Source organism: Streptomyces sp. NBC_00249 (genome assembly GCF_026342355.1).
Classification (GTDB): Bacteria; Actinomycetota; Actinomycetes; order Streptomycetales; family Streptomycetaceae; genus Streptomyces.
In genome coordinates this window covers 37743-50106 of sequence record NZ_JAPEMV010000003.1, presented here as the reverse complement: position 1 = coordinate 50106, position 12364 = coordinate 37743, and the positions used below count along the sequence as shown (strand labels likewise).

General features: G+C 73.4%; 12 protein-coding genes. 3 read left to right on the top strand and 9 right to left on the bottom strand.

The features are described from left to right. Nucleotides 1-7: 7 nt before the first annotated feature. The 6 genes from OOK31_RS14550 to OOK31_RS14525 all read right to left on the bottom strand — a co-directional run bounded on the left by OOK31_RS14550 (nucleotide 8) and on the right by OOK31_RS14525 (nucleotide 5254). Nucleotides 8-472, bottom strand: a complete 465-nt coding sequence (locus OOK31_RS14550) for a hypothetical protein (RefSeq protein ID WP_267012930.1) — start codon at nucleotides 470-472, stop codon at nucleotides 8-10. Between the two features lie 270 nt (nucleotides 473-742). Then, the gene (locus OOK31_RS14545; protein WP_267088280.1) at nucleotides 743-952 is read right to left on the bottom strand and encodes a DUF397 domain-containing protein; all 210 of its coding nucleotides are present in this window, start codon (nucleotides 950-952) and stop codon (nucleotides 743-745) included. Between the two features lie 106 nt (nucleotides 953-1058). Next, nucleotides 1059-2234 carry a thiolase domain-containing protein gene (locus tag OOK31_RS14540; protein ID WP_267012929.1) on the bottom strand — a complete coding sequence of 392 codons (1176 nt, stop codon included), beginning with the start codon at nucleotides 2232-2234 and terminating at the stop codon, nucleotides 1059-1061. Further along, nucleotides 2231-3313: a thiolase domain-containing protein gene (locus OOK31_RS14535; RefSeq protein ID WP_267012928.1), complete on the bottom strand. Its 1083-nt coding sequence runs from the start codon at nucleotides 3311-3313 to the stop codon at nucleotides 2231-2233. Before OOK31_RS14535 ends, OOK31_RS14540 begins: the two co-directional genes overlap by 4 nt. Next, nucleotides 3313-4275: a Zn-ribbon domain-containing OB-fold protein gene (locus OOK31_RS14530; protein WP_267012927.1), complete on the bottom strand. Its 963-nt coding sequence runs from the start codon at nucleotides 4273-4275 to the stop codon at nucleotides 3313-3315. Before OOK31_RS14530 ends, OOK31_RS14535 begins: the two co-directional genes overlap by 1 nt. Before the next feature lie 178 nt (nucleotides 4276-4453). Further along, the gene (locus OOK31_RS14525) at nucleotides 4454-5254 is read right to left on the bottom strand and encodes a crotonase/enoyl-CoA hydratase family protein (protein ID WP_267012926.1); all 801 of its coding nucleotides are present in this window, start codon (nucleotides 5252-5254) and stop codon (nucleotides 4454-4456) included. Between the two features lie 175 nt (nucleotides 5255-5429). Between OOK31_RS14525 and OOK31_RS14520 the strand changes: the two genes are divergently transcribed. Then, nucleotides 5430-7061 carry an acyl-CoA synthetase gene (locus tag OOK31_RS14520; protein WP_267012925.1) on the top strand — a complete coding sequence of 544 codons (1632 nt, stop codon included), beginning with the start codon at nucleotides 5430-5432 and terminating at the stop codon, nucleotides 7059-7061. Between the two features lie 70 nt (nucleotides 7062-7131). On the opposite strand, the gene OOK31_RS14515 is transcribed toward OOK31_RS14520, so the two are convergent. Further along, nucleotides 7132-7347, bottom strand: coding sequence for a hypothetical protein (locus OOK31_RS14515; protein WP_267012924.1), 216 nt, complete (start codon nucleotides 7345-7347; stop codon nucleotides 7132-7134). Nucleotides 7348-7428: 81 nt separating this feature from the next. Next, a complete protein-coding gene (locus OOK31_RS14510) occupies nucleotides 7429-8277 on the bottom strand; it encodes an alpha/beta fold hydrolase (RefSeq protein ID WP_267012923.1) in 849 nt (282 codons plus the stop codon). Nucleotides 8278-8392: 115 nt separating this feature from the next. Here OOK31_RS14510 and paaK point away from each other — a divergent pair, with 115 nt between their 5' ends. Both paaK and OOK31_RS14500 read left to right on the top strand, forming a co-directional pair. After that, entirely contained in the window at nucleotides 8393-9694 is a 1302-nt protein-coding gene (gene paaK, locus OOK31_RS14505) for a phenylacetate--CoA ligase PaaK (RefSeq protein ID WP_267012922.1), read from the top strand. Between the two features lie 189 nt (nucleotides 9695-9883). Next, nucleotides 9884-10771, top strand: a complete 888-nt coding sequence (locus tag OOK31_RS14500) for a YhjD/YihY/BrkB family envelope integrity protein (protein WP_267012921.1) — start codon at nucleotides 9884-9886, stop codon at nucleotides 10769-10771. Between the two features lie 61 nt (nucleotides 10772-10832). Here OOK31_RS14500 and OOK31_RS14495 read toward each other — a convergent pair whose 3' ends face one another. Next, entirely contained in the window at nucleotides 10833-12332 is a 1500-nt protein-coding gene (locus OOK31_RS14495) for a fatty acyl-CoA synthetase (RefSeq protein WP_267012920.1), read from the bottom strand. Between the last annotated feature and the right edge of the window lie 32 nt (nucleotides 12333-12364).

Below are 12364 nucleotides of genomic sequence, written 5' to 3'. Positions count from 1 at the left end.
GCACACCCTACTGATGGTCCTCGTAGCGCAGGCGGTGCCACCAGGGGCGGGGGGTTCCGGCGCGGTCCGTGCGGGGGGCCTCGGGGTCGGGCAGGGTGCGCCGCCGCAGCCGGGCGTCCAGTCCCACCAGTACGCGGGCCAGCGCGCTGCGGGCCTCGGGCGGCAGGTCGGCGCACCACTCGGCGAGGCCGTCGCGGACGACGGCGAGGTCGTCGAGCTCGCAGCCGGGGGCGGGGCAGAGCGCGTACGTCAGGCGCAGGCGGCCGCCAGGTCTCTCCAGGAAGGCCCGGTAGCGGGACAGGAGGTCTTCGAGGGGGTAGAAGTGGCCCCGGCCGCGCACCCGGTGGACATCGGCGCTCGCCTCGGGCGACAGCCGGTCCACCGGGGGCAGCTCGCGCGCCCAGGCGGGCGCGCGGCGGCCCGCGAAGGTTCCCCGTTCGGCGCGCAGGGCGCCGGGGCGTCTACGCGGCATCGCCCTTTCGGCGGCTGATCGTCATGTCCCCATCGTCCGCGAGACCCCGCCGGTCGGCAACCCGTTTCCGGGGGGGGCGGGACGGCCGGCCGGGCGGCCGTGCGCCGGGGCCTGAGGCTCGGTCCCGGTCCGCCGGCGCCCTGCGGGGCTGTCCCTTGCCCGCCCTTCCACCGTTCGCCGGGGCTCCGCCCCGGACCCCGGAACACCGCACCGCCGTCGGCAGGCCCCACCCCTGCCACGTGGGCCCGGCCGGGGTGGGGCCCGGTGGGGCTACGTCGGGTCGAGGCGGCCGCCTCGGGCCTGGAGGGTGAACTTGCGCCATTCGTCCGGTGCGAAGACCAGGGAGGTGCTGTCGGGGCGCTCGCGGTTGCGCATCGCGATGAAGCCCTCCACGAAGGCGATCTGGACCTCGCCCACTCCCCGGCTGCCCGACTGCCAGTCCGCCCCGCTGAGATCCAGCTCCGGCTTTCCCCACGTCATGCTCTCGGTCACGCGCGTGCTCCTCCCGGTCGTCGTCCCGGGGGCCAAGGGTAGCCATCGCAGCGGGTGCCGCACAGACCACTGTGCGTCACATGTGGCGGTGTGTTCAGGATCCCGGCGGCCGGTCCCCGACGAGCCACATCGCGAAGAACTGCGCGCCGCCGCCGTACGCGTGTCCCATCGCCCGCCGGGCGCCGGGCACCTGGTGCTCGCCCGCCTGTCCGCGCACCTGGAGGGCCGCCTCCGCGAAGCGGATCATGCCGGAGGCGCCGATGGGGTTGGTGGAGAGCACCCCGCCGGAGGGGTTCACGGGGAGGTCTCCGTCGAGTTCGGTGACCCCGGCCTCGGTGAGTTTCCAGCCTTCGCCCTCCTGCGCGAAGCCCAGGTTCTCCAGCCACATCGGCTCGTACCAGGAGAACGGGACGTACATCTCGACCGCGTCGATCTCCCGGCGCGGGTCGGTGATCCCGGCCTGCCGGTAGACGTCCGCCGCGCAGTCCTTGCCCGCCTGCGGGGAGACGAAGTCCTTGCCCGCGAAGAGGGTCGGCTCACTGCGCATGGCCCCGCCGTGCACCCAGGCCGGGGGCCTGGGCGAACGGGCCGCGCCCGCCCGGTCGGTGAGGACCATCGCGCAGGCCCCGTCCGAGGAGGGGCAGGTCTCGGAGTAGCGGATCGGGTCCCACAGCATGGGTGAGGCCTGGACCTTCTCCAGGGTGATGTCGTGCTCGTGCAGGTGTGCGTACGGGTTCTTCAGGGCGTTGCGGCGGTCCTTGTACGCGACGAGGGAGCCCACCGTGTCCGGGGCGCCCGTGCGCCGCATGTACGCGCGCACGTGCGGGGCGAAGAAGCCGCCCGCGCCCGCCAGCAGCGGCTGCTGGAAGGGGACGGGCAGCGAGAGCCCCCACATGGCGTTCGACTCGGACTGCTTCTCGAAGGCGAGGGTCAGGACGGTGCGGTGGACGCGGGCGGCGACCAGGTTGGAGGCGACCAGGGCGGTGGACCCGCCGACGGACCCCGCCGTGTGGACGCGGAGCATCGGCTTGCCGACGGCCCCGAGGGCGTCCGCCAGGTACAGCTCCGGCATCATCACCCCCTCGAAGAAGTCGGGGGCCTTGCCGATGACGACGGCGTCGATGTCCGCCCAGGTCAGCTCGGCGTCGGTGAGGGCGCGGGCGGCGGCCTCGCGGACCAGGCCGGCGATGGAGACGTCGTGGCGGGCGGCGACGTGCTTGGTCTGGCCGATGCCGACGACGGCCACCGGCTCCTTGCCCGTCGTGTTCATGCTCGGTCCCCTTCCAGGACGGCGACCAGGTTCTGCTGGAGGCAGGGGCCGGAGGTGGCGTGGGCGACGGCCCGGTCGGACTCGCCGCGGTGGATGCGGGCGGCGGCCTCGCCGATGCGGATCAGGCCCGCCGCCATGACCGGGTTGGCGGCGAGGGCTCCGCCGGAGGGGTTGACCGTCACGTCCTCGCCGAGCCCGAGCGCCTTGCGCAGCACGACCTCCTGGGAGGAGAACGGCGCGTGCAGTTCGGCCGTGTCCACCGGGGCGTCGAAGACCCCGGCCCGCTCGGCGGCGAGCCGGGTGGACGGGGAGTCGGTCAGGTCGCGCAGGCCGAGGCCGTGCGCCTCGATGCGGTGGTCGATGCCGGTGATCCAGGCGGGCCGTGCGCACAGCCGCCGGGCCGCGTCCCCGGCGGCCAGGATCACGGCGGCGGCGCCGTCGCCGATCGGCGGGCAGTCCCCGGTGCGCAGCGGCGCCACCTGGTAGTCGCCCTGCGGGACGGCGCCGCGCAGCTGGGCGTGCGGGTTGGCCCCGGCGGCGGTGCGGCTGCGGGCGCCGATGGCGGCGAGGGCGTCCTCGTCGGTGTCGCCGGCGTCGATGAGGGCCTGGGCCTGGAGGGCGGCGAGGGCCACCGAGTCGGGCCAGAGGGGGGCGAGGTAGTACGGGTCGAGCTGGCGGGTGAGGACGTCGCGGACGGATCCCGGGGAGGACTTCCCGTACGAGTAGACGAGCGCGGTGTCGGCCTCGCCGGTCTGGATCTTGACCCAGGCCTCGTAGAGCGCCCAGGCGCCGTCCATCTCGACGTGCGACTCGGAGATCGGGGGCCAGGCGCCGACTCCGTCGAGGGTCATGGTGAAGGAGAAGGCCCGGCCGGCGAGGTAGTCGCTGGAGCCGGAGCAGGTGAAGCCGATCTCGCCGGCCTTGAGCCCGGTGGCGGCCAGCACCTGGTGGAGGACCGGCATGACCATCTCGACCTCGCTGAGCTCGTCCGTGCGGCGCAGGTGGTCGCTCTGCGCGAAGGCGACGACGGCGACCTCACGGGCGGGGCCCGGCGTGCGCGGAGTGCGCTGCGTGGCCATCAGATGAGCTCCTTGTACACGTCGTAGTCGGCGTCCGGTTCGCCGGTGGGCCGGTAGTGGTCGGGGTAGCGGCCGCCGTCGGTCCAGACCGGTTCCACGCGCAGGCCCATGCGGACCTGGTCGTACGGGATGCCGCCGATCCGGCCGTGGAGGGCGAGGCCGGCGCCGTCGAGGGCGATGTGGGCGTAGACGTAGGGGACTTCGATGTCGAGGCCGCGCGCCTTGATGTTGACGATGCAGTAGGTGGTGACGGTGCCGGCCGGGCCGACCTCGACCTGGTCGGTGGTGGCGACGCCGCAGGTGGGGCAGGCGCCGCGCGGCGGGACGTACACCTTGTGGCAGGAGGGGCAGCGCTCGCCGACGGTCCGGCGCTCGGAGAGGGCGTTGATGTAGGCGGTCTGGGCGCGGCCGGGGCTGTACGTGTAGTCGAGGCGGGCCTCGGCGACGATGCCGGTGACGGGGTCGGCGAAGACGCCGTCGTGCGGGGTGGCGCCGGCGGGGGCGGCCGGGGCGTCGTGGGGCTCGAAGCAGGCGATGTCGGTGATGGCGCCGGTGCGCTCGGACGCCCAGCGGACGCGGACCCGCATGCCGGTGGTGACGGCCTCCGGGCCGGGGGCGTCGAGGACGTGCAGGAGGGCGGTGTCGGCGCCGTCGAGTTTGACCAGCACCCAGGCGAAGGGCGTGGCGAGGGGCTGGTTCGGGCGCGGGGAGCCGTTCCAGGCCCAGGTGGTGACGGTGCCGGTGGCTTCGACCTCGACGAGTTCGCGCAGTTCCTCTGCGGTGCGGGGGTCGTACTCGACGGGCGGCACCATCACGCTCCCGTCGGAGGTCCTGACACCGAGGACGAGGCCGTCGCGCAGGCCGCTGAGGAAGGCGCTCTGGACGGGCCCGAGGGACCGGGTGAAGGGGAACTCGACGACGAGGGGCGCGCGGAGGACCTCCGGCGGGGACGCGGCTGTCATACGTGGGTCTCCGATCTTCAGACGGGTGGCTTCGAGGCGCAGATCCAGCCCCTCCGGCGTTCGAGGCGCGGGGGTCCGGGGGCAGAGCCCCCGGCAACGGCGCCGCACCCGCGCCCCGACCGGCACCACCGGGACGAGAACGCAGGAGCGGAACGGCACGGCACGGCCGGCCGGCCGGCTACTCGCGGCGGTACAGCGCGGGCCGCTTCTCGGCGAAGGCCCTCGCGCCTTCCTTCGCGTCCGCCGTGTCGAAGATCGGCCAGCCCCGCAGGAGTTCGGAGGCCAGCCCCTGTGTCTCGGTCATCTCCGCCGTCTCGTAGACGGACGCCTTCACGGCCTCCACCGCGAGCGGCCCGCAGGCGTTGATCAGCTCGGCGGTCTCCAGGGCGGCGTCCAGGGCCGTCCCGTCGGGCACCACCCGCCCGACGAGGCCGATCCGCGCCGCCTCCTCGGCCGCGTAGGGCCGTCCGGTCAGCAGCATCTCCAGCGCGTGCGTGCGCGGGATCTGGCGCGGCAGGCGCACCGTGGAGCCGCCGATCGGGAACAGGCCCCGTTTGACCTCGAACAGGCCGAAGGTGGCTCCGGCGCCCGCGATGCGGATGTCGGTGCCCTGGAGGATCTCCGTGCCGCCCGCGACGCAGTACCCCTCCACCGCCGCGATCACCGGTTTGCGCGGCCGGTGGTGGCGGAGCATCGCCTTCCAGTGCAGGTCGGGGTCGTCCTTGAGGCGGTCTCGGTACTGGTCGCCGTCCATGCCCTTTCCGGCGAGCGCCTTCAGGTCCATGCCCGCGCAGAAGTCGCCGCCCGCGCCGGTCAGCACCACCGAGCGGACCGTGTCGTCCGCGTCGGCCTCCAGCCAGCCGTCGTACAGCCCCACCAGCAGGGGAAGCGAGAGCGCGTTCTTCGCCTCCGGTCTGTTCATGGTGAGCACCAGCGTGGCGCCGTGGCGTTCCACGGTCAGGTGTTCCGTCCCACCCATTGCCGTCCTCCCGTCTCAAGACCTAGAACAGGTTGCAGTAGGGGCGGGTGCAGTTCAATAGTTTTCTGACACCCAGTCAGTTTTCTTGGCGCACGCCCTTCCCACTTGGGCCGAGCGCGGCTCTAATGGCCGCCGAGCAGCCCAGCCATGGAGTTTTTCGGGGTCAGGAGGAACGGTGGAGTACAACCTTGCCGACCTGTTCGAGTCGGTCGTGGACGTGGTCCCGGACCGTGAGGCCCTGGTGTACGTGGACCACCCCGGGACCGGCGCCGAGCGCCGGCTCACGTACACCGAGCTGGACGCGGCGGCGAACCGCCTCGCGCACCACCTGCTCGACAGCGGGCTGCGGCCCGGCGAACACCTGGGGCTGCACCTCTACAACGGCGTCGAGTACCTCCAGACCGTACTGGCCTGCCTCAAGGCGCGGCTGGTCCCGGTGAACGTCAACTACCGGTACGTGGAGGAGGAGCTGGTCTACCTCTACAACGACGCCGACCTCGCCGCCCTCGTCTTCGAGGGCGAGTTCACGGAGCGGGTGGCCGCGGCCCTCCCCCGGACCGCGAAGCTCCGCCACCTGATCCGGGTCGGACCCGTCCCCGAGGGCGCGCCGGAGCCGGCGCTCGCCCCGGTGCGGTACGAGGACGCGGAGGCGGCCGGCTCGCCGGAGCGCGGGTTCCCGCCGCGCAGCCCCGACGACCTGTTCATCATCTACACCGGCGGCACGACGGGGATGCCCAAGGGCGTCATGTGGCGGGCCGAAGACCTCTTCTTCGCGGGGCTGTTCGGCGGGGAGCCGTCCGGCGAGCCGGTCAAGCGGCCCGAGGAGCTGGCCGAGCGGGTCGCGGCGCGGGGGGCGGGGCTCACCTTCTTCCCCGCTCCGCCGCTGATGCACGGCACCTCCACCCTGACCTCGTTCATCGCCTTCAACTACGGCCAGCGGGTGGTCATCCACCGCAAGTACGCGCCGGAGGAGGTGCTGCGCACCATCGAGAAGGAGAAGGTGTCCAGCGTCTCGCTGGTCGGGGACGCCATGCTGCGGCCGCTGATCGACGCGCTGAAGGGCCCGCTGAAGGGGACCGACCTGTCCTCGCTGTTCAGCGTCTCCTCGTCCGGCGCGATCATGTCGGAAACGGTCCGGGCGGAGTTCCGGCAGCTCGTGCCGAACGTGATGCTGCTGAACAACTTCGGCTCCTCCGAATCCGGTTCCAACGGCAAGGCCACGGACGATTCCGGGCCGGAGAAGGGGTTCCGGCTCCAGGTCAACGAGCGCACCCAGGTCGTGGACCCGGTGACGCACGAGCCCGTGGGCGTGGGCGTGCCGGGACGGCTCGCCCAGCGCGGGTACGTTCCGCTGGGCTACTACAACGACCCGGCGAAGACCGCCGAGACCTTCTTCCAGAAGGGCGCCGAACGCTGGGTACTGCTGGGCGACATGGCGACCGTCGACGAGGAGGGCATCGTCACGGTGCTCGGGCGCGGCTCGCAGTGCATCAACACCGGTGGGGAGAAGGTCTACCCGGAGGAGGTCGAGCAGGCGCTGAAGTCGCACCCGGACGTGTACGACGCGCTGGTGGCGGGGGTCGCCGACCCGACCTGGGGCAGCCATGTCGCGGCGGTGGTACAGGTGCGGGAGGGTGCGGCGGAGCCGACGCTGGAGCAGATCCAGCTCCACTGCCGCAGCAGGCTGGCCGGGTACAAGATCCCGCGCCAGCTGGTGATCGCGCCCGCCATCCAGCGCTCCCCGAGCGGGAAGGCGGACTACCGCTGGGCGAAGTCGGTGGCCACGGAGGCCGACACGGCACGCTGACACGGCCGGCGGCGGGCGGGCGGCTCACCGGTGCGGGGCGCCCCGCACCGAAGGGCCGCCCGTGCGCCGGTCAGAGTTGGGCGCGGAGCTCGGCCGCGAGGCCGCGGGCCCAGCCCGCCAGTTCGGGGCGGTCCGCGCCCTGGCCCAGTACGCCGGCCTGCTCGTCGGTGAGCCGCTGCGGTCCCGCGTCCTCCAGGAGGTGGGCGGCCTCGGCCAGCATCCCGGCGAGGCGGCGCGCGCCTGCCGCGCTGAGCCGTACCGATACCGCCGGGTCGATGACGGACATCGCCGCCGCCTCCCTTCGCAACCGACGACAGGGCCTGGGGGTCCTGGTACGACCGTACGCCCCCGGCGGGGAGGCCGCCGCTCAGGCGCCGGTGGCGAGGAAGCGTTCGACGCGGGCCGCGAACCGGGCGGGGTCGTCCAGCCAGGGGAAGTGCGCGGCGCCCGGCTGGACGTCGGTCGTGCCGTTCGGGAAGAGCTCCGCGATCCGGCCCGCCAGGGCGGGCGGCGGGTTGTTGTCCAGGGCGCCCGCGAGGACGAGCACCTCGCCGTGGACCTGCCGCAGGGCGGCGCGGGTGGCGGGCGGATCGAAGGCGCCCGGACCGGCGAAGGCCGCCGCCGCCTTCGCGTTCTGCTGGTGCGCGCCCGCCGCGTAGTCGGCCCGCGCGGCCTCGTTCCAGTCGCCGTAGAAGAGGGGGGCGGCCAGGTCCCAGAGCTCGTCGGTGTCGGCCCCGGCGAGGATCTGCGCGAAGGCCTCGACGGCCCGGTCGTACAGCTCGGTTCCCGCCCGCAGCCGGCAGGCCTCCAGCTTCTGTTCGGCGGTGACGGGGAGGTCCACGGCCCGGGCGGTGGGGGTGATCAGCGCCGTCCGGCGGACCCGCCGGGGGTGCGCGGCCGCGTACAGCATGGCGAGGTTGGCCCCGGCGGAGTGGGCGAGGAGGTCCACGCGCTCCAGGCCCAGGTGGACGCGGAGCGCCTCGACGTCGGCGACCTGGTGGTCGACCCGGTACGTGGACTCGTCCGCCGGGACCGCCGAGCCGCCGGTGCCGCGCGGGTCGAGGAGGACCAGCCGGCGCCCGGCGGACAGGCCGCCGAGGTCGCCCAGGTAGGCCGAGGACCGCATGGCGCCGCCGGGGAGGCAGAGGAGGGGTTCGCCCTCCCCCTCGAGGTGGTAGGCGAGTGCGGTTCCGTCATAGGTGGTGAAGGCAGGCATGGGCGCCATCAGAACAGACGATCACTCGTTCGAGTCATTGATTTACCGGGCGGGGTCCGGCAATCTACCGAATGAACGTTCGGTTGGCGAGGGTTTCCGGTGATGGGGTGACGACATGAGGGCGTACGCGGATGTACAGGACGAGGGCGAGCGGCTGAGCGCGGACGAGCTGGCGGCCCTCCAGCTGAAGCGGCTGCGGGCCACCCTGCACCGGGTCTACGAGCACGTGCCCTTCTACCGGCGGGCCTTCGACAAGGCCGGGCTGCACCCGGACGACTGCCGCTCCCTGGCCGACCTCTCCCTCTTCCCCTTCACCACCAAGGCGGACCTGCGCGAGGAGTACCCCTTCGGGATGTTCGCCGTCCCCCGCTCCGAGGTGCGCCGCGTGCACGCCTCCAGCGGCACCACCGGCCGGCCGACGGTGGTCGGCTACACCGAGGGCGACCTCTCCACCTGGGCCGATGTCGTCGCCCGGTCGATCCGCGCGGCGGGCGGGCGGCCCGGCCAGATCGTGCACATCGCCTACGGGTACGGCCTGTTCACCGGCGGCCTCGGCGCCCACTACGGCGCAGAACGGCTCGGCTGTACGGTCGTACCCGCCTCCGGGGGCATGACCGACCGCCAGGTCAGGCTGATCCAGGACTTCCGGCCGGAAGTGATCATGGTGACGCCGTCCTACATGCTCACCCTGCTCGACGAGATGGAGCGTCAGGGCATCGACCCGCGCTCCACCTCCCTGCGGACCGGAATCTTCGGCGCGGAACCGTGGACCGAGGAGATGCGCCGGGAGATCGAGGAGCGCCTCGGCATCGACGCCGTGGACATATACGGCCTGTCCGAGGTCATCGGCCCCGGTGTGGCGCAGGAGTTCGCCTCCCACAAGGACGGCCTGCACATCTGGGAGGACCACTTCTACCCCGAGGTGATCGATCCGCTGACCGGCGCGGTGCTGCCGGACGGCGAACCGGGGGAGCTGGTCTTCACCTCCCTCACCAAGGAGGCCATGCCGCTCGTGCGCTACCGCACCCGGGACCTGACCCGGCTGCTGCCGGGGACCGCCCGGCCGGCCTTCCGCCGGATGGAGAAGGTCACCGGGCGCACCGACGACATGATCATCCTGCGGGGGGTGAACCTCTACCCGACGCAGATCGAGGAGATCCTCCTGCGCACCGACGGCCTCGCCCCGCACTTCCAGCTGCGGCTCACCCGGGAGGGCCGGATGGACGCCCTCACCGTACGGGTGGAAGCGCGCCGGGAGGCCGATGCCGGCCGGCGCCGGGAGGCGGCCGCCGAGCTGGCGCGGGCCGTCAAGGAGTCCGTCGGGGTGTCGGTGGGGGTGGAGGTGGTGGAACCGGAGACCCTGGAGCGCTCGCTGGGCAAGATCAAGCGGGTACGGGACCTCCGCGAGCCCGGGTAGGACGGGCAGGCGGGAGGGAACGGCGGCGCCCCCGGGCGGGGCAGCGCGGGAGGGCCGGGCGGGAGGGCCGGCGGGAGGGCCGGCGGGAGGGCCGGCGGGAGGGCCGGCGGGAGGGTGGAACCACCCCTTCGGGCTCACTTCGGGCCTGCCTCCGGGAGTCCGTCGGCCCGTCCGGGTAGTCCATGAGGCGTGACCTCGTTCCTCCGGCGGCTCTACGACCGGCTCCAGGGCTCCCCCGCCGGGCTGGCCTGGAGCCGTGGCCGGGAGATCGAGCTGATGCACCGGGCGATGGGCTTCGCCGCCCTCGGCTTCCTGACCCTGGTGCCGCTGCTGGTGGTCGTGGCGGCGGCCGCGCCGGGCAGCGGTTCGGGCTTCGGCCGCTGGCTGGGGCAGGCCCTCGGGGTGACGGAATCCTCCCGGGCGCGGGTCGAGATGCTGTTCAGCGCGGCGGACCTGGCGCTGGAGCGGACCACCGCCTTCGGGCTGGCGGCCCTCGCGGTCTTCGGCCTGACCTTCGGCTCCGCCGTGCAGACCGGCTACGAGAAGGTGTGGGACCTGCCGACCGCCCGCTGGCACACCATGTGGCGGCACGTGGTGTGGCTGGCCATGCTGGTCTGCTACCTCGCGCTGCTGGTCGAGATCCCCGCCCCCTCCGACGACGCCCCGGGCACGATCCTCGGCACCGCGGGCGACATCGCCGGCACCTGCCTGTTCTTCTGGACCTCGGGCCGGCTACTGCTCGGCGGCCGGGTCCGCTGGCGCGCCCTCCTGCCCGGCGCGGTGGCCACCAGCCTGGGCCTGCTCGGCCTGCGGGTGTTCTCGCAGCTGGTGTTCTCCCCGCTGATCGCCTCGAACGCCGTCACGTACGGCCCCTTCGGGACCCTGCTGGTCGTCCAGTCCTGGCTGGTCGGCGTCGGGTTCGTGGTCTACGGCGGAGCGCTGGTGGGGCGCCTGCTCCACGAGCACCTCGTCCTGCGGCGCCTGCGCGAAACCGGACTCCTGCCCGCCGACGACAGCGGCCCCGAACCCCCGTCCCGTGATCCGGGACCGGGCCGGCCACAGCCCCCGGCCGGGTGACCAGATCACCGCGCGGTACCGGTAACTCCGTTGCCACACAGGGGATTGAGCCCGCGCCCGCTCAGCCTTCGGCGAAGCGGGCGCGGAGTTCGCGCTTGAGGATCTTGCCGCTGGCGTTGCGGGGCAGGGTGGCCACGAACAGGACCCGTTTCGGGGCCTTGAAATGGGCCAGCTTCTCCCGGGCGTACTCCATCAGCTCCGCCTCGGTCACCTCCCCGCGCGGGACCACCACCGCCGTGACGGCCTCGATCCACCGCTCGTCGGGGAGTCCGACGACGGCCGCCTCCGCCACCCCGGGGTGGGTGTACAGCACGTCCTCGACCTGCCGGGAGGCGACGAGGACCCCGCCCGAGTTGATGACGTCCTTCACCCGGTCGACGACGGTGAAGTACCCGTCGGTGTCCCGCACAGCGAGGTCCCCGGAGCGGAACCAGCCGTCCCGGAAGGCCTTCTTCGTCGCCTCGGCGTCGTTCCAGTAGCCCAGGCACAGCTGCGGTGAGCGGTAGACCACCTCCCCCGCCGTGCCGTCCGGCACGTCCGCGCCGTCCTCGTCGACGACCTTGGCCTCGACGTGGCGCACCGGCCGCCCGCAGGAGTCCATCCGCCCCTCGTGCTCCCCCGGTCCGAGCACGGTGGCCAGCGGGCCGATCTCGCTCTGCCCGAAGCAGTTGTAGAAGCCGAGGCCGGGCAGCCGGGAGCGGAGCCGTTCCAGCACCGGGACCGGCATGATCGAGGCCCCGTAGTAGGCCTTGCGCAGGGCGCGCAGGTCCCGGTCCGGGAACTGCGGGTGGTTGGCCAGCGCGATCCACACCGTGGGCGGCGCGAACAGGCTGTCGGCCTCGCCCGCCTCCACCAGGTCGAAGACCTCTTCGGCGACGGGGGCGTCGAGGATGGTGTTGCGCGCGCCGACCGCCAGGTAGGGCAGGAGGAAGACGTGCGTCTGCGCCGAGTGGTAGAGCGGCAGGGAGTGGACGGGCCGGTCCTCCTCGGCCAGGTCGAGGGCGGCGATCGCGCTCTCGTACTCGTGGGTGAGGGCCCGGTGGGTCATCATCGCGCCCTTGGGCAGGGCCGTGGTGCCGGAGGTGTACAGCAGCTGCACCAGCGCGCCCGGGTCCGCGGCGGCCTCGAAGGGCAGGGGTTCGGCCAGCTCCGCCAGGAAGGATCCCGGCGCGTCGCGCAGCGCCCGTACGGCCCGCCCCCCGGGGATCCTGTCCGTCAGGTCGGGGTCCGCGAGGACGAGGGCGCTCGCGCAGTCGCCGAGGATGTGCGCGAGGTCCTCGCCGGTGAGGTTCTGGTTGACGGGGACGTGGGTGAGCCCGGCGCGGGCGCAGGCGAGGAAGGCGATGAGGTAGGCGTCGGAGTTGTGGGCGAAGGCCGCGACCCGGTCGCCGGGCGACAGTCCGTACCGCTCGCGCAGGACGGCGGCGCCGGTGGTCACTGCCCGGTCGAGTTCCGCGTACGTCCAGGTCCGCTCGCGGTAGCGGACGGCGACCCGGTCGGGCACCCGCCGTGCGCTGTCCCGCAGGAGTCCGTCGACCGTGTTGTCCCGCACTGCCGTCATGGCGCGATCCTCGCCCCGCCCGGTGTCCAAGG